The 19,372-nt window shown below is 47.0% G+C and carries 15 protein-coding genes and 1 rRNA gene; 4 read left to right on the forward strand and 12 right to left on the reverse strand.

The annotated features are described in order from the left end of the window. Both FZD51_RS09650 and FZD51_RS09655 read right to left on the reverse strand, forming a co-directional pair. Positions 1-812, reverse strand: a 16S ribosomal RNA gene (locus FZD51_RS09650); the annotation flags it as partial. A 267-nt stretch (positions 813-1,079) separates the two neighbouring features. Further along, positions 1,080-1,952: a nucleotidyltransferase-like protein gene (locus FZD51_RS09655; RefSeq protein ID WP_148974858.1), complete on the reverse strand. Its 873-nt coding sequence runs from the start codon at positions 1,950-1,952 to the stop codon at positions 1,080-1,082. Positions 1,953-2,258: 306 nt separating this feature from the next. Between FZD51_RS09655 and FZD51_RS09660 the strand changes: the two genes are divergently transcribed. Beyond that, positions 2,259-2,627: a YgzB family protein gene (locus FZD51_RS09660; RefSeq protein WP_148974585.1), complete on the forward strand. Its 369-nt coding sequence runs from the start codon at positions 2,259-2,261 to the stop codon at positions 2,625-2,627. Positions 2,628-2,756: 129 nt separating this feature from the next. On the opposite strand, the gene perR is transcribed toward FZD51_RS09660, so the two are convergent. The 9 genes from perR to FZD51_RS09705 form a co-directional block, all read right to left on the reverse strand. Continuing rightward, positions 2,757-3,194 carry a peroxide-responsive transcriptional repressor PerR gene (gene perR, locus FZD51_RS09665; protein WP_022543515.1) on the reverse strand — a complete coding sequence of 146 codons (438 nt, stop codon included), beginning with the start codon at positions 3,192-3,194 and terminating at the stop codon, positions 2,757-2,759. 108 nt (positions 3,195-3,302) lie between these two features. After that, complete coding sequence (locus FZD51_RS09670; RefSeq protein ID WP_148974586.1) at positions 3,303-3,854, reverse strand: cob(I)yrinic acid a,c-diamide adenosyltransferase; 552 nt, start codon at positions 3,852-3,854, stop codon at positions 3,303-3,305. A 1-nt stretch (position 3,855) separates the two neighbouring features. Beyond that, positions 3,856-4,806, reverse strand: a complete 951-nt coding sequence (locus tag FZD51_RS09675) for a D-2-hydroxyacid dehydrogenase (protein WP_148974587.1) — start codon at positions 4,804-4,806, stop codon at positions 3,856-3,858. Positions 4,807-5,031: 225 nt separating this feature from the next. After that, the gene (locus tag FZD51_RS09680) at positions 5,032-5,619 is read right to left on the reverse strand and encodes a hypothetical protein (protein ID WP_148974588.1); all 588 of its coding nucleotides are present in this window, start codon (positions 5,617-5,619) and stop codon (positions 5,032-5,034) included. A gap of 120 nt (positions 5,620-5,739) precedes the next feature. After that, entirely contained in the window at positions 5,740-6,210 is a 471-nt protein-coding gene (bcp, locus tag FZD51_RS09685; protein WP_148974589.1) for a thioredoxin-dependent thiol peroxidase, read from the reverse strand. A 71-nt stretch (positions 6,211-6,281) separates the two neighbouring features. Next, positions 6,282-6,686, reverse strand: coding sequence for a potassium channel family protein (locus FZD51_RS09690; protein ID WP_148974590.1), 405 nt, complete (start codon positions 6,684-6,686; stop codon positions 6,282-6,284). Between the two features lie 401 nt (positions 6,687-7,087). Further along, entirely contained in the window at positions 7,088-7,873 is a 786-nt protein-coding gene (locus FZD51_RS09695; RefSeq protein WP_094769927.1) for an ABC transporter permease, read from the reverse strand. 4 nt (positions 7,874-7,877) lie between these two features. After that, on the reverse strand, positions 7,878-8,669 hold the full coding sequence (locus FZD51_RS09700; protein ID WP_148974591.1) for an ABC transporter permease: 792 nt from the start codon (positions 8,667-8,669) through the stop codon (positions 7,878-7,880). Positions 8,670-8,679: 10 nt separating this feature from the next. Further along, positions 8,680-9,687: an ABC transporter ATP-binding protein gene (locus FZD51_RS09705; RefSeq protein WP_148974592.1), complete on the reverse strand. Its 1,008-nt coding sequence runs from the start codon at positions 9,685-9,687 to the stop codon at positions 8,680-8,682. Between the two features lie 743 nt (positions 9,688-10,430). On the opposite strand from FZD51_RS09705, the gene FZD51_RS09710 reads away from it, so the two are divergent. From FZD51_RS09710 to FZD51_RS09720, 3 genes are all read left to right on the forward strand, one after another. Next, positions 10,431-11,726, forward strand: coding sequence for a glutamate-1-semialdehyde 2,1-aminomutase (locus tag FZD51_RS09710; RefSeq protein WP_148974593.1), 1,296 nt, complete (start codon positions 10,431-10,433; stop codon positions 11,724-11,726). A gap of 359 nt (positions 11,727-12,085) precedes the next feature. After that, entirely contained in the window at positions 12,086-16,558 is a 4,473-nt protein-coding gene (locus FZD51_RS09715; protein WP_148974594.1) for a glutamate synthase-related protein, read from the forward strand. A gap of 327 nt (positions 16,559-16,885) precedes the next feature. Further along, positions 16,886-17,965 (forward strand): FUSC family protein, encoded by a 1,080-nt coding sequence (locus FZD51_RS09720; RefSeq protein ID WP_148974595.1) that lies wholly within the window; start codon positions 16,886-16,888, stop codon positions 17,963-17,965. Between the two features lie 499 nt (positions 17,966-18,464). Here the strand turns inward: FZD51_RS09720 and FZD51_RS09725 are convergent, their stop codons facing one another. Further along, entirely contained in the window at positions 18,465-19,364 is a 900-nt protein-coding gene (locus tag FZD51_RS09725; RefSeq protein ID WP_148974596.1) for an ABC transporter permease, read from the reverse strand. Positions 19,365-19,372 lie beyond the last annotated feature (8 nt).

Raw genomic sequence — 19,372 nt, forward strand, 5'->3', positions numbered from 1 at the left:
GGACTACCAGGGTATCTAATCCTGTTTGCTCCCCACGCTTTCGCGCCTCAGCGTCAGTTACAGACCAGAAAGTCGCCTTCGCCACTGGTGTTCCTCCACATCTCTACGCATTTCACCGCTACACGTGGAATTCCACTTTCCTCTTCTGCACTCAAGTCCCCCAGTTTCCAATGACCCTCCACGGTTGAGCCGTGGGCTTTCACATCAGACTTAAGAGACCGCCTGCGCGCGCTTTACGCCCAATAATTCCGGACAACGCTTGCCACCTACGTATTACCGCGGCTGCTGGCACGTAGTTAGCCGTGGCTTTCTGGTCAGGTACCGTCAAGGTGCCGGCAGTTACTCCGGCACTTGTTCTTCCCTGACAACAGAGTTTTACGATCCGAAAACCTTCATCACTCACGCGGCGTTGCTCCGTCAGACTTTCGTCCATTGCGGAAGATTCCCTACTGCTGCCTCCCGTAGGAGTCTGGGCCGTGTCTCAGTCCCAGTGTGGCCGATCACCCTCTCAGGTCGGCTACGCATCGTTGCCTTGGTGAGCCGTTACCTCACCAACTAGCTAATGCGCCGCGGGCCCATCTGTAAGCGATAGCCGAAACCATCTTTCAGCATATCCCCATGAGGGGAAATGCATTATCCGGTATTAGCTCCGGTTTCCCGAAGTTATCCCAGTCTTACAGGCAGGTTGCCCACGTGTTACTCACCCGTCCGCCGCTGACTTCAGGGAGCAAGCTCCCATCCGTCCGCTCGACTTGCATGTATTAGGCACGCCGCCAGCGTTCGTCCTGAGCCAGGATCAAACTCTCCATATAAGAGTAAGATTTAGCTCTGATAAAAATAAGATTAACGTTGACGTTTTTGTTCGTTCAGTTTTCAAAGAACAATCTTTTTTATCCCCGCCGCCCTTGAGCGACTTTATTATCTTATCATGTGTTGTTCATTCTGTCAACACTTTTCAAAAATAATTTTTTAGGATGTTATTTAAATCCGTCAGCCACTGTGTTTTGCTGAACAACTAGCAGCGACGGATATAAATATACCAAGTAAGAAACAAAAGGTCAATACCTTTTAATGTTTTTTTAAAATAATTTTTTCGTCCGGTAATGGCGGTGATACAAACCAGGGCTTTTCGTCACAATTTCAACTGCCTCTATCAGATGTTTATCGATCAGATATTCAAGCAGCATACTTAAATCAACAGAGTAAGCACTTAATTCAGGATGGGTGATCATTTCATTGAAGGACCAGTCCTCTTTTTCGGACATGATATCAGTGAGATGCTGAATCCCGATTTTCGTTTTTGAATGGATCAGGAATTCACTTGCCAGAAAAAGAAGCTCAAGGCGCTTTTCCAATGGCTCTTCACTGATGACAAGCTCTTCATACAACTTAAAGATTTCGGGTTCGATCTGTTTGACCTGATGCCATACAGTCACTTCAGGATGAAATCCGCTCTCAATGACAGCAAGCCGCGCCAGGTGGTGAAGAGAATGAACGACATGGTTATAGGCATCGAGATAATGATTATTTTCAAAAAACGCCTTTCCATCCATATAGCGCCTTATCAATTTCGCAAATTCCACGCCCATCTTCAGCTTTCTTCCATAGAACGGGAATTCCTTTAATTCAACTTTCAGGTTGCTTATATACTCATTGCGGTCAAAAACGATTCTCCCATTGTATAGCCAATCAAAAATCTTCCTGTTGGAGCCGTGGAGGATCCATTCATTCAGCTGGCTCTCCTTTACGATATGAAGTGCTGCTTTTTTATCATTATAAGTATAATGCTTAACGAAAACCGGCACCTCTGCCTCCTGGACAACGATCAGCAGGACTGCATCGAAGGTATCTGTAACAGGGACCGCTTTATTTCTTTTTTCTATGATCAGCACTCCAAGCGTGTTGGCCTGGCTTGCCCGTTCCTGATAAATAGGGCGAAGAATGTCTTCCATCATCATTCCTCCATTAATATTAGATAAGATTCATTAATTTGAACTTCAATAGCTTAGTGCAATGGAGCCTATCCTCGGGATCAGCCCCGGGAGGCACTTTGATATTGCTGCAGCACATGGCATTCTAAGTCTGCACTCATTTGCGCAAGGCCCCTGGCTTTTCTTTTATAGCATATAGGTTCTACAGCCATCCTGGAATTCCTGCTGTCCCCAAGCAATATTCGACAGGAGCATTATTCCTGCTTTGCAGATATCCTTTAGAAAAGCAAATATGGTATAGTTATACTTTGGGAGGGACAAAAAAGAATGGCAAAATATTCGAGCAAGATTAACAAAATCCGCACCTTTGCACTTAGTCTGGTATTCATCGGCTTTATTGTTATGTATATAGGAATATTCTTCAGGACTTCACCGATTGTTATGACTATATTCATGCTGTTAGGCATGCTTTGCATCATCGCCAGCACCGGGGTTTATTTCTGGATTGGCATGCTCTCAACAAAAACTGTACAAGTTGAGTGCCCAAATTGCGGGAAATATACAAAGATGCTTGGCCGTGTTGATATGTGCATGTACTGTAATGAACCGCTGACACTTGATCCTTCACTTGAAGGGAAAGAGTTCAATGAGAGCTATAACAGAAAAGCCTCACAACAGAAAAAAGCTGAGCAATAGATATGCTCAGAATAAATCGGCCCAGCAGGGATGCTGGGTTATTTTTTTATATCCGCAAAGCACCCGAAAGCCGCCGATTCCCTCTAAGACAAAAGAAAAAGCCGATAGCAGGCTATCGGCGTTATAGAATTAGTGCGCTTCCTTGCTTGCACAATCCGGGCATGTGCCGTAAATCTCCATGCGGTGATGGCTGATTTTAAAACCTGTTACATGGGAAGCCAGATGTTCAACTTCATCCAAACCAGGATAATGGAAATCCACGATTTTCCCGCAGTTTTCGCAAATCACATGATAATGATGGGTTGTAATAAAGTCAAACCTGCTTGATGCATCCCCATAGGTCAATTCCTTTACCAGGCCAACTTCACGAAATACTCTTAGATTATTGTAAACTGTAGCCACACTCATATTAGGAAATTTTCCTTCTAATGCTTTATAAATATCATCTGCAGTCGGGTGTGACATGGAGCTTATTAAATATTCAAGTATCGCATGACGCTGCGGAGTAATACGCACTCCTGTATCCTTCAAGGTATCCAGCGCTTCTTTTAACTGTGTTTGAGCCACCGTCATGCACCTCTTTTCCAACAAAGATTCTTACTTTGTAATCTTTATAAATAGTGTACTAACTTTTTATGCTATTTGTCAATATTACTGTATGATGCCTGATTGATTTCAATCCTCTTCGTGAAGATTTTTCTCGTTTTCCCCCAGCTGAAGATTAACATATCTGGCCGTTACAAACAGCAGATCAGACAATCTGTTCAGGTACGAAAGCACCAATGGGTTAACACCATCAATCCGCACAGCCTCCCTTTCAGCCCGCCGCACAATCGTCCGGGCAGAATGGAAAGCGGCTCCTGCAGGATTCCCCCCTGGAAGGATAAAATTGGCAAGCTGCGGGAGTTCAGCATCCCATTCATCAATTTTGTTCTCCATGACTTTGATATCATCTTCAGAAACTTTCCACTTGACCTCTTTCCCGGGAGGAGTTGCAAGCTCTGCGCCTACATGGAAAAGAGCTGTTTGTATTTTATGGTATGTGTCTTCAAGCTCTTTTTTGCCCTGGAAAAATTCTCCCTTTAAATAGCTGAGTGCCAGGCCGATCATCGAATTGGCTTCATCGCAGGTCCCGTAAGCTTCTACCCGCATGTCCCCTTTTGATACACGCTCTCCGTATATGAGCGATGTTGTTCCTTTATCTCCTGTTTTAGTATAGATCTTCAAATTAATACCCCTTCCCAGGATCAATTTTATTCACATAGTCATTCCCGCTTTGTATATATGTATGAAGATTATGGGCAAAAATTTCAAAGGATCTTGGCAGGTACATGGCTGATCTGCTTGATAAGTGCGGAGTGACGGTTATATTGTCCATCTTCCAGAATGGATGCCCTTTCTCCAGCGGCTCTGTTTCAAAAACATCCAGATAGGCATGTGAAATCAGCCTCTTCCGCATCGCATCAAGCAATATATCTTCCCCGGCGATATCTCCCCTGCCCAAGTTGATGAAGACTGCATTGTTCTTCATCCTGCGGAAGTGCTCCATCCCGAGCAGATGCCTTGTCTCTCCTGTACTCGGGAGCACCGTGATGAGGAAATCAGCCTCCGGTAATAGTATGTCCAACTCTTCAAGGCTGAAAAGTCTGTCAATATGTGGCACAGGGGAACCGCTGCGGTTGATGCCCCAGGTTTTCAATCCAAATGCTTTACCCAGCCGGGCTATTTCACTTCCAATAGCGCCGGTTCCCAGGATCAGCATGGTTTTTCCGCGGAGCTCGCCCATCTGGATATTCCGGTCCCAGACTTCATTCTCTTCATTCACAATAAGCTTCTTTTCCTTTTTTTCGTGCATCAGCATCATCCCAAGTGCAAACTCTGCCATCGGGATGCTGTGAACCCCTCTTGCATTAGTAATCAGGATGCCTCTTTCTTCACATTGCTTGAGCGGCATCAATTCCAGCCCCGCGGACATGACCATGATCCATTTCAGCTTTTTTGCACTCTCAATATGCGCAGCTGTCAAATCCTCGCCATAAGTAATAAAAATTTCAGCCTGGGATAATGCTCCTTCAGCCTGCTCCATACTCTCATAAAAATCAAAATCCGCATCAGGAAAAGCATTCTTGATTTTATCCTGCAGATCCTTTTCCGGCTGCAGAGAAGATACTATTTTCATTCCGTCCCCTCCTTCGTTTTCTTCATCATATCACCCGAAGGATGTTTTTACATTTTCCAATCGATCATACCCGCTTCTACTGATACCAAAACTTCTCCATCGGGTCCTCCCTGTTCTTCAAAAAAAGAGCAGACCCTGAAAGGATCTGCTTCAAAGTATCTGAGGAGGTATGCCCTAATCTAATGATATTCAAAACTTGTTTAAATGAATGGACATCCGCCTTTGTTATATTAAATTGGGCCAGACAGCTGCCCTTTTATGCAATGGTTCAGCCATTCGCGACCTCTCCCAATATTGATGGAGATATCCCTCATATATCAAAGACAGCCGGGGGATGCCGGCAACGTCATCAGGCCTGATCATTTCACAGCATTTATCAAATGTATGTATCCCGCTCTGTGTAAGAATGGTGGATACGAATTGCGAGCAGGTGAAGGCATCGGTCCTTTGAAATTTTATCCCAAAGATAATGCCGATGCACCCGAGGAGATTATATTTATACCTTAGCGGATCTTCTTCAAATTGCAGGATCATTTTCCGGATGTCTTTTTGCTGGGAATCTGAAACCTGCAGCCGGTAAACCGCACATCTCGTATTCTTCTTATGCTTGAACACGCCCCCATCGACCCTTTCCCTAATAAATCCAGCTGAAAAAGGGTTCATATAGCTGCGCCTTCCGAAGCTGAATAATTGATTGAACTGCCTGTCCAGTGCAATGGAACAATGATTATATGGAGCTCTTGTATAACACTTAATCAGTCTTGAAAATATCGTTCCTGTATCTGTCAGCAGGATATAAACACATTTGCCCATCACATATCACCCAATATCCAATTTGGAAAATTTAACCCTTAGTATATTAGACGAATGGCCCCCCCAAATCACTACACCAAAATAAAAAAAAGATTGGATACAAGTATCCAATCGCGTTACTCAGGAAAGCTGCTCCTGTACATAAGCAAGCGCCTCTTCGACATGGCCCTTAACCTTAACCTTCCTCCATTCCTTCACCAGATTCCCTTCTTTATCAATGATGAAGGTGGATCTTTCAATCCCCATATACTCTTTGCCAAAATTCTTCTTCAGCTTCCAGACATCATATGCTTCAGCAGCTTTATGCTCTTCATCTGACAGCAGGATGAAAGGCAATCCGTATTTTTCAATAAACTTGCCATGCCTGCCGGCTGGGTCAGGGCTTATACCGATGATTACAGCGTCCGCTCCCTGGAACTCCTCATGCTTGTCCCTGAAGTCACACGCTTCGGTCGTGCATCCTGGCGTCATATCCTTAGGGTAGAAATACAGGACCACATTTTTGCCCCGGAAGTCCGACAGCCTTACCGGCTTTTCATCTGCGCCCGGCAGTTCCAACTCCGGAGCCTGTTTTCCCAGTTCAATCTGCATATTAATCCCTCCATCGATGTGATAACATAAGCCTATCCAAAATCTGCCGCAAACACAAATCCGGGACATTGTCAGGACTCTCTGTCGAATACGGCCCTTGCTACAAATGCTGCGGGAATCGTGTAGCCGATCAATGCCTCAAGAACGGCGATCATCCTGCCGATCCCTATAGGAGAAATATCGCCATAGCCTACTGAAAAAAGGGTTACTGCGCTAAAATAGAAGCCTGTCTCCAGCCTTTGAATAAATGTTCCTCCTTCCGCTCCCGCGCTTTCCCGGAGAACCTGGGTACCGTTCTGCTCCATCAAAACGTATATAAGCCCAAAGCCAATCATGACCGTCACATATATAAAAGCCAGATAGAGAAAATTTTCAAACGAGACTCTTTTCCCGCGGATCTTATGGGGGATAAACAATGTCCGCAGACTCATCAATACACAAAAGGCTATCAATATCAGCGAAAGATAAAAGACCAAATCAGACCCTCTTCTCCTTTATACTCCCTAGATTTATACGCTTAAAACAGGGCCCGTATGCCGGCTTGTCTTTTAACAAAAAGTGCGGTTCCAATATTATCCTGTTAGAATGATGAATATCCATTTTTAAAGTGAGAGGAGTTATTTATGTATCTGCTGTTGTCTATATTGCTAGCTGCAATTTTAGGATGATCATTGCCGGCACTTTGTTCAGAGCGGTTTATATGCTTAATAAAATTTACAAAACACTCCCCCAGCCGCCGGACAGAGTAACGGAAGCTTATCAAAATTATCTGAAAGACCATGAAAACAGCAGTCAGGATTAGAGTTTGAATAATCGTCAGTAGTCGAAAGACATAAAAAAACAGCACCCCATTAATTGAGTACTGTTTTTTGCCATTCTAATTCCCCGCACCGCGGTATTTCTTTACGCCCTGATTCCAGACAATGATGGACAGGCAGAAGAATACCAGGCCGATGACTGGCGTCAGGAAAGAATAGACCAGCCATTCATGTTTCCCAAGGAAATAGGCTGCCGGATAGACACCGACAAACGCGAACGGAAGGATCCAGGTAAGCACAAAGCGGATGGCACCATTATATATGTCTACCGGATATCTTCCATAATTCCCGATATTGTACATCATCGGCATGATGGAAGTTCTCGCGTCTGCCCAAAAGCTGATGCACGCAATCAGGACGAAGATTCCCGCGTAAACCATCACACCGCCGAGCACAAGCAGGATAAACAAGAACGGATCATACCAGCTTATGCTGAGTCCAAGCTGCTCCCCCGCATAAAACATAATGACCAGGCCGGTCACAGCTCCAAACAGCGATTCCAGCTCCATCCTTTCCAGGACGATCTGGAACAGGCTATGGACAGGCCTGGTCAAAATCCTGTCAAACTCGCCTTTCACAATATATCGTTCATTGAAATCCCAAATATTGAAAAAGGAAGAAAACAGGGCATAAGGAACAAGAAAAAATCCATAGATAAAGATGATTTCATCCCTGTTCCAGCCGCTCAAATAGCTGGTATGTCCAAAAACAACCAGAATAAAGATCAAATTGACTGCCTGAAACAGCAGATCGGAAACAACCTCAACCGCCAAATCTGCCCGATACTCCAGCCTTGTTTTCATATACTGAGACACATATTGGAAGAAAATCGAAATATAAAACAAGCTGTTACCCTCCTTGAATGACCATCTGCTTTTTTGCAGCGGTCCAAAGTGCCTGTATCGGAATGAAGAGGATCAGCACCCACACTCCCTGAAGCAGCAGACCGTTGATGGCTTCCCCCTGTGTGAAGCCATTTGTGAAAATCATGCTTGGAATATAGCTGATGCCCTGGAAGGGAAGGAATTTCAAGACATCCTGCGCCCACACAGGGAAAAAGGAAAGAGGGATCAGCAGCCCGGAAAACAGATCGATCACCACGCGCTTGGCTCTGATCAAGCCAGTATTATTATATAAGAAAAAAGTCGTAATCCCTGTCAGCAGATTTAATTGGGTATTGATCAAGAAGCTGAGCAGAATGGATACTGAAAACAGCAGCCAGGTGGCAGGGTCTGCCGAAAATTCAAGCGGGAAGATAAGTGCGACAATGACCATCCCGGGAACAGAGAAAAAGAACAAACGGAAAATCCCTTCCCCCAGTCCCTGCATGGTCTTCATGCCAAGATAATTGTACGGCCTGATCAGTTCGACCGCTACTTTTCCTTCCTTTATTTCTGCAGCCATTTCCCGGTCGATATTATTGAAATAAAAGGCCCTGGCCATCCAGGCAACAGCTACATAGGTGGTCATCTGCAGGACGGAAAGGCCCTCAATGCTCTCTTTCCCTCCATATATCGCAGTCCACAAAAAATAATAAGCGCCGATATTAATGCTGTATATCAGAATGCCTGTATAATAATTCGTCCGGTAGGCGAGCATCATTAAAAAACGGATACGGATCATTTCTGCATACTTATCCATTGCTGCCTCCTCATGCCATGCCTTTATCGTAAATATTACGGATGATTTCTTCGGTTGACGTTTCCATGATTTTAATATCCCTGACCTTATAGGCTGAGACAGCCCTTGCAATCAGCGCGGAAATGACTTCCTCTTTATCCTCCGCTAAGGCAGTAAAAGCTTCGTCCTCTCCATTCCTTTGCCATTCAACGGGGAGATCGGCAGTAAGCTCTTCCAAGGCCCCCAGTTCTGCCTGCTCAAGAAATTCAAAGCGTATTTCCTTTCCTTCAGCCCAGGTTTCCTTCAGGCTCTGCAAAGCACCGTCGTATATGATGCTCCCTTCATCAAGCATGACAACCCGTTCGCAAAGCGCTTCAATGTCAGAAAGGTCATGGGTGGTCAAAAGAATCGTCGTATTGTATTTCTGGTTGATTTCTTTTAAAAATTCACGGATTTTAAGTTTAACCAAAACATCGAGGCCGATCGTCGGCTCATCGAGAAATAACAGCGGCGGATTATGGATCAGGGCCGCCGCCAGCTCGCAGCGCATCCTCTGTCCAAGCGAGAGCTTTCGCACGGGCTTGTCCAGGAGAGGCCCGATATCCAGCGTCCTGATGACGTGGTCCATATGGCTGGCATAATCCTCATCGGAAACTTTATAAACCTTTTTTAAAAGCCGGAACGATTCCTGAACGGCAATATCCCACCACAGCTGGGACCTCTGCCCGAACACAACCCCGATCGTCTGGACAAATCTCTCCCTGTCCCTGTGCGGATTCATCCCGTTGACAGTCACCTCTCCGGCAGTCGGCTCCAGGATGCCGGTCAGCATCTTGATGGTCGTCGATTTTCCTGCGCCGTTTTCTCCTATGTAGCCTACCATTTCCCCCTGCCTTACCTGAAAGCTGATATCGTTGACAGCAGGGACAATCTTATAATTTCGCGTAAACAGATCGCGGAAGGCCCCTTTAAGGCCGGCCCTGCTTGAATAGGCCTTAAACTCCTTGCGCAGGCCATTTACAATGATGGCATCCTTCATGTTTTCCTCCAGTTCAATCCCTTTTTTACAAGGGCATAAATTTCAAAACATCCAAGGCATCGTTCCTCCTCTTAAAGCCGGTGCCCCAAGAACTCATTTTAGCCAAAGGACATCTTTAATACAAATAGCCTGCACTTCTTCCCCTCTGGGGCGCTCTCCACAGCGGGCTGACTGAACCAGCCCGGCTTTACGGGCAGTTTAGTCCCGCACCTCTTCCTTTTTCCTAACTTTCTTACTATGAGCGCGGGGCTATTACTGCCCGTTAAACTGCGGCATTGGGAAACTTCCCCTTGGACGCCCTTCCCAAGGGGTTAGTTGAACCAGCCGGGCTTTATGGGCAGTTTAGTCCCGCAACTCTTCCTTTTTCCTAACTTTCTTACTATAAGCGCGGGGCTATTACTGCCCGTTATTCTGCGGCATTGGGAAACTTCCCCTTGGACGCCCTTCCCAAGGGGTTAGTTGAAACAGCCGGGCTTTACGGGCAGTTTAGTCCCGCACCTCTTCCTTTTTCCTAACTTTCTTACTATGAGCGCGGGGCTATTACTGCCCGTTAAACTGCGGCATTGGGAAACTTTCCCTTGGACGCCCTTCCCAAGGGGTTAGTTGAACCAGCCGGGCTTTACGGGCAGTTTAGTCCCGCACCTCTTCCTTTTTCCTAACTTTCTTACTATAAGCGCGGGGCTATTACTGCCCGTTAAACTGCGGTAATATAGAGGGGGAATTACGCCTTAAGGAGGAAGAAAATGAATTTCTCAAATTCAGAACGCATACATGAAGAAGCACTTAAACATATTGTAGGCGGAGTTAACAGCCCTTCCCGCTCTTATAAAGCCGTTGGCGGCGGAGCTCCGGTTGTGATGGAGCGTGCACAGGGAGCTTACTTCTGGGACGTTGACGGAAATCAATATATCGATTATCTGGCTGCGTACGGCCCCATCATCACTGGCCATGCACATCCTCATATTACTGAAGCGATCAAAAGAGCAGCAGAAACAGGGGTCCTGTACGGAACACCTACCCCGCACGAAGTTAAATTCGCCAAGATGCTGAAGGAAGCGATGCCGGGCATGGAAAAAGTCCGCTTCGTCAATTCAGGCACTGAGGCCGTCATGACCACGATCCGTGTGGCACGGGCTTACACAGGAAAAGACAAAATCATTAAATTTGCCGGATGCTACCATGGCCATTCCGACCTTGTCCTTGTTGCTGCAGGCTCAGGGCCATCCACACTTGGAACACCCGATTCTGCCGGCGTGCCGAAAAGCATCGCCCAGGAAGTGATCACGGTCCCATTCAATGATATCGAGCCGTTTAAAGAAGCGATGGAAAAATGGGGAGACGAGATTGCAGCAGTTCTGGTCGAGCCGATCGTAGGAAATTTCGGCATTGTTGAACCGAAGGAAGGCTTCCTGGAGCAGATCAACGAAATTGCCCATGCAGCAGGCTCTCTCGTTATATATGATGAAGTCATAACAGCCTTCCGCTTTATGTATGGCGGTGCCCAGGATATGCTTGGCGTTCAGCCTGACCTGACAGCAATGGGCAAAATCATCGGCGGCGGGCTTCCGATCGGTGCTTACGGCGGCAAACTGGAAATCATGGAAAAGGTGGCTCCATTAGGCCCAGCCTATCAGGCAGGAACAATGGCAGGAAACCCGGCTTCCATTCTTTCCGGAATCGCCTGCCTTGAAGTCCTGAAACAGGATGGAGTTTATGAATATCTCGACAGGCTCGGGCAAATGCTTGAAGAAGGAATCCTGGCAGCTGCGGCTGAGCATGGGGTCCAAATCACCATTAATCGCCTGAAAGGCGCACTGACCATCTACTTTACAGAAGAAAAAGTAGAAAACTATGAGCAGGCAGAAAACACAGATGGCGAGACTTTTGCGCGTTTCTTCAAGCTGATGCTGGAGCAGGGGATCAACCTGGCACCTTCCAAGTATGAAGCCTGGTTTGTAACCATTGCCCATACAGAAGAAGATATACACGCAACTCTCCATGCAGTCAATCATGCATTCAGCATAATAGGCGAAGAATAATTATACAGTTTTTCATGCATAAAAGGAGCCTGAAACGGCTCCTTTTTTAATACACGCCTCATTGAAAACGTTTACAAAATAAGACGTTTTATCAGCAAACCCTTTTCCGGCTCTCCATTTCCCATCCATAGTTTTGTATAATTAATTGATTTCTGAAAATTCTTATGATATGATAGAAATACTAATTTTCGAAAAACTCACTTTTGTCTATTTAGTGTTTTGGAAAAATAAAGTCCCACCTTGTCTGTTTTTCCCCTTATATGTTTCCCCGAAACAATTAACCTTACAAAATTTCATTTTGTATACAGAAAAATCTTATAGGAGGTGAACCGGCTTGGCAATTTGCTGAAGCCGTATTTATGACACAAACTTGGAGCCCATCCCTATTCACTGAATTTAACCGCCAGGAGCATGATGCCTGCGGGATTGTAGCCGCAATGGAAAAGAATAAGATCCCTTCAAGGGAGAATATCTTCAGCTGCATCGATGCCCTTGTCACGATGAATCACCGTGCGGGTTTTATTAACGGAGAAGGTGACGGCGTCGGGATCCACATCGATATACCGCGCGAGCTATGGAAGCAGAAGCTTTCTGACGCCGGTGCCGATCCTGAGGCGGCCTCCCGCGAAGGTTTTGCAGTCGGCCATGTTTTCATGTCAAGAAATGAAAAAAGCTCAAGCATTAAAGCCAGTCTTGCAGAAAGATTAGCAGATGCAGGCTTTGAAATCCTATTTGAATCAGACGAAGTGACAGATTCTTCAGCCCTTGGGCCGATTGCCATCCAGGAAAATCCTATATTCTGGCAGTTTGCCATTGTATCAGATATGGAGGGCCAGCCCCTTACGGAAAAATTATTTAACCTCATTATAAGTTTCGAAGAAGATGAGCATGTCCATGTGGCCTCTTTAAGCCAGCACCATGCCGTATATAAGGTAATGGGCGCAGGGGATATCCTGCCCAAATATTATCATGACCTTGCGAACCCGCTTGCCGCATCGACGATGACACTTGGCCATAACAGATATTCAACCAATACGCTCTCCAGCTTTTTCCGTGTCCAGCCTTTCAGTGTGCTTGGGCATAACGGTGAAATCAACACAATTGCCAAGCTTCGGGATGAAGCTAAGCTTGCAGGCGTCCCTCTCGTTAAAGACGGCAGCGATTCACAGGACTTGAGCAGAACACTGGAGACGTTTATTTGCCGTGAAAATTATTCACTTTTTGAAGCGATGGATGTTATGTTCCCGCCAATTGTAAACGAAATCAAGTCTTATCCGGACCATCTCCAGGATCTGTACACCTACATCCGGGAAGGCTGGGGCCATTTTGCCCAGGGCCCTGCAGGGATCATCTCCCGCTTTGCCGACGAGGCAGTATTCAGCGTGGATGCACTTGGACTGCGCCCGCTCTGGATGCTTGAAACAGAAAGCTCTTATTTATTCTCTTCAGAACCGGGGATTATTCCTTCCAGCGAATATGTAAACGAGCCTAAGCCGCTGGCTCCGGGAGAAAAGGTCGGCCTGAAATGGAACGGGGATGTTCTTGAAGTATTTGAACAGCATGCATACCAGGAAGAGGTATACAAAAGATTCTCAAAGCGGGTGCATCTGGACGGCAGCAGGAAGCGGCTTGAAACGCCAAGGCTGCCAAAAACAATTACGATGAACTATCCAAGCAAGATCCATAACGGCCAATATAAAGCTTTCGGCTGGGAAAGGGACCAGGTCCAGCTTGTTGAACAGATGGCTGATAAAGGCATTGAGCCGATCCGTTCTTTAGGACATGATGCACCTTTGGCAGCATTGAACCCTGAGCGGAAAAACATCGCTGACTATATAAAGGAAAGTGTGGCCGTCGTGACCAATCCGGCCATTGACCGCGACCGTGAGACAGAACACTTTTCAACCAGGACCATCATCGGGAAGCGCCCTGCCCTCTTCCATTCTGATAAGGAAGTCTCAGGCGTGACTGAACTTCAGACTCCGCTCCTGATTGAAGGAAAAGCAGGATTCGAATGTTCCGGCATCATCCAGCAGCCAAGCTATGACCAGGTGACAGACTATTACCAGGAACAAAAGCTGACTGCCTACATCCCGATTGTTTTCAGTGAAGATGAAGGCATCCGGGAGGCCCTTGGCCGTCTGGCGGGAGATGCCGTGGCTGCTGTCAGGAGCGGAAAGTCCCTCCTTATCCTGGATGATTCACAGGCCCACCAGAACGGGAATCTCTGGCTCGATCCGCATTTGGCTGTATCAGCGATCGATCAGGCGCTCGTCAAGGAAGCGGTCCGCAGGGACTGTTCTATCCTGCTCCGTTCGGCTTCCATCCGGTCGCTGCATGATATCATCACCAGCTATGGACTTGGTGCAGATCTGATATCTCCGTACTATATGTTCATGACTGTGCTGGACGAATCGGCCACGCCGCTAGTAAACCTGTACACAGCACTGACAAAAGGCCTTGAAAAGGTCATTTCCACTATCGGGATCCACGAGCTGAGAGGCTACGGACGCCTATTCTCAAGCATTGGGCTTCATGAGGAGACAGCGGAAATACTGAATATCGTAAACTTCTTCGGTTCAGGAGAGCTTGCCTGCAATTTCGATAGCATGAAGGAAGATGCTATACAGAGAGCAGAAGATTACCAGAATGAAAAGGAAAGAATCGGAAAAACCTTTCACCTTTTCCCGCGCATCTGGAAAGCCATCGGCGAAGTTGCCAAAACCGGCGACTATACAGCATATGGGGAAAAGATTTCAGAACAGGAGGAGCAGAATCCGACAACGATCCGCCACCTGACTGGCTTCAAACCGGCATCCTCCCCTGTATCGCCTTCAGAGGTGAGCCTGAATGTCGGCACGCATGATCTTCCTTTCGTCATTGCTTCCATGTCGTTCGGCTCACAAAATGAGATTGCCTTCAGGGCTTATGCAGAAGGTGCAGACCGCCTGAACATGGTCAGCATGAACGGTGAAGGCGGGGAAATCAAGGATATGCTGGGCAAATACCCGAATACCCGCGGACAGCAGGTTGCTTCCGGCCGGTTTGGGGTGAACGCAGAGCTGCTGAACTCATCAAATTTGCTTGAAATCAAAATCGGCCAGGGCGCGAAGCCGGGTGAAGGCGGACATCTTCCTGGCTCAAAAGTGACAGCGAAGATTGCCGAGGCGAGAAATGCCACCATCGGCTCAGATTTAATCTCGCCTTCCAACAATCATGATATCTATTCTATTGAGGACCTGGCCCAGATGATACACGAGCTTAAGACGGCCAATGATAAAGCCAAAGTCGCTGTAAAAGTCCCCGTCGTTCCTAATATCGGGACGATCTCGGTTGGAATCGCAAAAGCTGGGGCTGATATCATCACCCTGAGCGGCTTTGACGGGGGCACCGGCGCCGCCAGGATCCATGCGCTCCAGCATGTCGGGCTTCCGGTTGAAATCGGCGTTAAGGCCGCCCATAACGCCCTGCTTGAAGCAGGACTGCGCGACAGTGTGGAAATCTGGGCTGACGGCGGCATCAAAAGTGCATCTGATGTGCTGAAGGTCATGCTCCTCGGGGCAAACAGGATCGGATTCGGGACACTTTCCATGCTGGCAATCGGCTGTACCACATGCCGCGGCTGCCATCTGGATACATGCCATGTCGGGATTGCGACCCAGATCGAAACAGAAGCGCAGGCAAAGGATCATGGCCTCCGCCGCTTCGTCCCTCGTCAATTCGATCTGGCTGTCCAGGGCATCATGAACTTATATACAGCCTTCGGGACAGAACTGAAGGCTCTGGCAGCGGGACTTGGAATCAGGAATCTCCAGGACGCTGTAGGACGCTCTGACCTCCTCGAGCAGGCAAAAGGAAAAGAACAGCTGGATCTGACCTACCTTCTCCGCACCCTGGAGATTGGCCAATTGAGCCATCAGGAAGCTGCGGCTTCCCTCGATGCCCACCAGCTTCAGGTTGCAGTAGGCGCCGAATATCTTGATGCAAGCGTAGAAGAGCTCCACCAATCACGCGAATACCAGAGCATTACTTCAGAACAGCGTGTGCTGGGCAGCCGTGTTTCCTGCCACCGTGTCAGAAACCGGCTGGATGGATCCTACCAGAGCCTTCCGCCTGTCTCCCTTAAATATAAGGGCGGCTCGATTCCAGGCAATGGGCTCGGAGCTTATAACAGCGCCGGCATCCATATTGAAGTGGCCGGAGGCGCCCAGGATGGCATCGGCAAGACTTCATTCGGCGGAGAGATTCTGATCTTTAAATCAAAAGGAAAGAATGGCAGCTTCTACAATGGATCAGTCGGCAAAGGGTTTGGATACGGCGCACAAAAAGGGCTTCTCGTGGCCCAGGGGAATGCCGATGCCCGCGCAGGCATCCGCCTCTCCGGTGCAGACATGATCATTGGCGGGCAGCTGAAAAAGCCTCTTCCTGAAAAGGAACATGGCAATATCGGCACACATTCAAACATTAAGGGATTTGCTTTTGAATATATGACGAATGGCAGAGGACTTGTGCTTGGCGATCCTGGCCCATGGATTTGTGCGGGCATGACCGGCGGGGTCGTATATCTCCGCCACCAGCCGGAACTGGGGCTCACGAAGGAAGCCCTCCAGCGCAGGATTGCAAAAGGTGCAAAGGTCACCGTCTCTTCTTTGTCCTCAAAAGGTCAGGAAGATGTGCAAGAGCTTCTCGGCAATTATATAAAAATGCTCGCGGAACAAGGGCAGCACGAAGAATCTGAACAGCTGTCCACATTGCTTGAAGACGTTGAAAACCACTTCTTCCAGGTAGTCCCTGTAAAAGAACAGGCTGACCCTTCTGTTTCTACAGAATGATGGTTCGCCAAAGGCCCGCTCAACATTCTTGAGCGGGCCTTATTTTATTTCCTATTTCTTTTTATGCACAGCACACTGAAGGATCATATGAAGGCCATACCCGCCCATATACTATAATCGAGCCAGCAATGCGCTATTTTTCATGTAAGCGCCTTAATGGAATTTTATCGGAGATTTATCATATTTGTCCCTTGAACTTCAAGGATAATCCCTGTATAGTACATAATTGTTTAACAATGAGCAAATCGGTTTAAAGTAAGTATAAAATAGATAATGGCTGTATTCTTGCTAAAGCAGCCATTATAAATACGAAAGGATATTATTTGCATGAAGCTTGGAGCCCGCATACTAAAAACGGGAATTGCCATCATACTGTCTTTATTTTTATCAGAAATTTTCAACCTGCCAACGCCTGTATTTGCAGGCATCGCAGCCATTTTTGCGATTCAGCCTACCATCTACAGATCGTATCTATCGGTAATCGAGCAGATTCAGGGCAATATCATCGGGGCTGTCATAGCCGTCGTCTTTGTTCTTGTTTTCGGAAACAACTATTTCATTGTCGGTCTTGCCGCCGTCATTGTCATCATTATCAACCTGAAGCTGAAGCTTGAAAAAACCATCGCCCTGTCACTGGTAACCTTGATCGCCATCATGGAGACTCCTGGTGATGACTTTGTCCAATTTGCTGTTATCCGTTTTTCGACCATCATGCTTGGGATATTATCAGCTTTTCTGGTCAATCTTGTATTCCTGCCGCCTAAATATGAAAACAAGCTGTATTATAAAATATCCAATGCGACAGAAGATATTACAAAGTGGATCAGGCTGAATGTGCGTCATGCCTCTGAGCATATGCTCTTAAAAAATGATATCGAAAAGCTGAAAGATGATGTCATCAAGCTCGATCAGCTGTACCTTATGTATAAGGAAGAACGGAATTACCTGAAAAAAGACAGCCCGGTCAAAGCGAGAAAGCTGGTCATCTACAGACAGATGATCTCGACCGTTAAAATGTCGCTTGAAACACTGAAAAGGCTGCACCGCCATGAATACGAGCTGCAGCAGATGCCAGAGGATTTCCAGAATTCTATCCAGCAGCAGCTGGACTGTCTGATACATTATCATGAGCATGTGATGCTCAAGTTCATTGGTAAAGTGAAACCTCAGGTGAGTTTTGAAGAAGGCGATATCTGCCTGGACCGCAAGGAGCTGTTCACCTTCTTCCTGGCGCAGCATAAAAACATGGAAAATGATGATGAACAGATCATCTACCATACTATGCAGATTATCTCTGCTATTATTGAATACGATGAACAGGTTGAGCATTTGGATACATTGATTTCGAGTTTCCAGTCGTATCATAAAGAGGAAAACGAGATTAGTATAGAGGAAGATGAGGAATAATCATAAAGAAGAGCAGCCGGGATGGCTGCTTTTTTTATGAAGGTATTTTACACTAGGTCTGTGCTTTTATTTATAGTTTATTCCGTTAATGGAGCTGTTGATTTCCGTTCCAGGCACTTCGCTTTCCGCGGGGCGACGCTGAGCCTCCTCAGAGCAGGCTCTTGCGGGGTCTCAGCATTGCCGCTGCAATCCCGCTGGAGTCTTCGTGCCTTCCACTGCAATCAACAGGCTTTTTCAAGTTTGAGTAATGTAATACCCTGGGGCTTCTATTAGTTTAGCAGTTATAGAATTTTCTATAAATCAAAAAGGGTGCGGAGGATTGTTTTCCGTACCCTTTTTGACATTGACACTCTTCTGGGTGCTCAAGTCAAAAGACACTTCCAGATGGAATATAATCCAATACCTAATATGCATCATGCCACTTGATTTAGTACAAATTTACGTTGTTCAGGAGCAGAATACACATTCCTTTATTAAGCATGCACACTCCCTTTTCTTACTAACTCTTCATCCTAGGATCCAATGCATCTCTCAGCCCATCGCCCATGAGGTTGAAGCCAAGTACTGTGAGCATGATGGCTAGGCCTGGGAATATCATTGTCCATGGGGCCTGTATGAGATATGCTTTTGCATCTGAAAGCATTTTACCCCATTCGGGATTTGGCGCTTCTGCCCCCAGGCCAAGGAAGCCCAGTGCAGCTGCTTCGATAATGGCTGTTGCTACTGCCAGTGTTCCCTGGACGATGATTGGACCCATGCTGTTCGGCAGGACGTGAAGGAATAAGATACGGGCATCACTCATGCCGACCGCCTTGGCCGCCATGATATATTCCTCCTGCTTTACACTGAGGACACGGGAACGGATCAGGCGCCCAAAGTTAGGGATATTGATGATGGCAATGGCAATGAGCGCATTCCTTAAGGATGGGCCCAGTACCGCTACAATTGCAATCGCCAAAAGGATGCTCGGAAATGCAAGCATGATATCGAAGAACCTTGAAATGATTGTATCCACCCAGCGGCCATAATAGCCTGCAAGGATGCCAAGCAGACAGCCTGCGGCTAGTGAGCCGAGGACGGCCAGAAAGCCTACCCATAATGAAATCCGCGCCCCATAAATTACCCGGGAAAGAATATCCCTTCCAAAATCATCGGTTCCGAACCAATGGTCGGCCGATGGAGCCTTCAGCCGGTTTGCCAGCTGCTGCTCATTAATGCCTGTTGGGGCGATCAGCGGCGCAAATACTGCAAGGATGACAAAGAACAGAACAATAAGCGCGCCGACAACGGCCAGCTTGTTTTTCCGGAAGCTCCGCCATGCTTCAAGCCAGGGGGATTTCACCTTTTCCTCGGCCTGGACCGCAGACGGATGTACATTTTTTTCTGTTGATAATTCCATAGGCTTCT

The sequence above is a fragment of the Bacillus infantis genome (assembly GCF_008180445.1).
Taxonomy (GTDB): domain Bacteria; phylum Bacillota; class Bacilli; order Bacillales; family Cytobacillaceae; genus Bacillus_AB; species Bacillus_AB infantis_B.

Coding starts and splice junctions, on each gene's coding strand:
- FZD51_RS09655 (WP_148974858.1), bottom strand. CDS start 1,952: ATGGAAGACATTCTTCGCCCTATTTATCAGGAACGGGCAAGCCAGGCC.
- FZD51_RS09660 (WP_148974585.1), top strand. CDS start 2,259: ATGGCAAAATATTCGAGCAAGATTAACAAAATCCGCACCTTTGCACTT.
- FZD51_RS09675 (WP_148974587.1), bottom strand. CDS start 4,806: ATGAAAATAGTATCTTCTCTGCAGCCGGAAAAGGATCTGCAGGATAAA.
- FZD51_RS09680 (WP_148974588.1), bottom strand. CDS start 5,619: ATGGGCAAATGTGTTTATATCCTGCTGACAGATACAGGAACGATATTT.
- bcp (WP_148974589.1), bottom strand. CDS start 6,210: ATGCAGATTGAACTGGGAAAACAGGCTCCGGAGTTGGAACTGCCGGGC.
- FZD51_RS09700 (WP_148974591.1), bottom strand. CDS start 8,669: ATGGATAAGTATGCAGAAATGATCCGTATCCGTTTTTTAATGATGCTC.
- FZD51_RS09705 (WP_148974592.1), bottom strand. CDS start 9,687: ATGAAGGATGCCATCATTGTAAATGGCCTGCGCAAGGAGTTTAAGGCC.
- FZD51_RS09710 (WP_148974593.1), top strand. CDS start 10,431: ATGAATTTCTCAAATTCAGAACGCATACATGAAGAAGCACTTAAACAT.
- FZD51_RS09715 (WP_148974594.1), top strand. CDS start 12,086: ATGACACAAACTTGGAGCCCATCCCTATTCACTGAATTTAACCGCCAG.
- FZD51_RS09720 (WP_148974595.1), top strand. CDS start 16,886: ATGAAGCTTGGAGCCCGCATACTAAAAACGGGAATTGCCATCATACTG.
- FZD51_RS09725 (WP_148974596.1), bottom strand. CDS start 19,364: ATGGAATTATCAACAGAAAAAAATGTACATCCGTCTGCGGTCCAGGCC.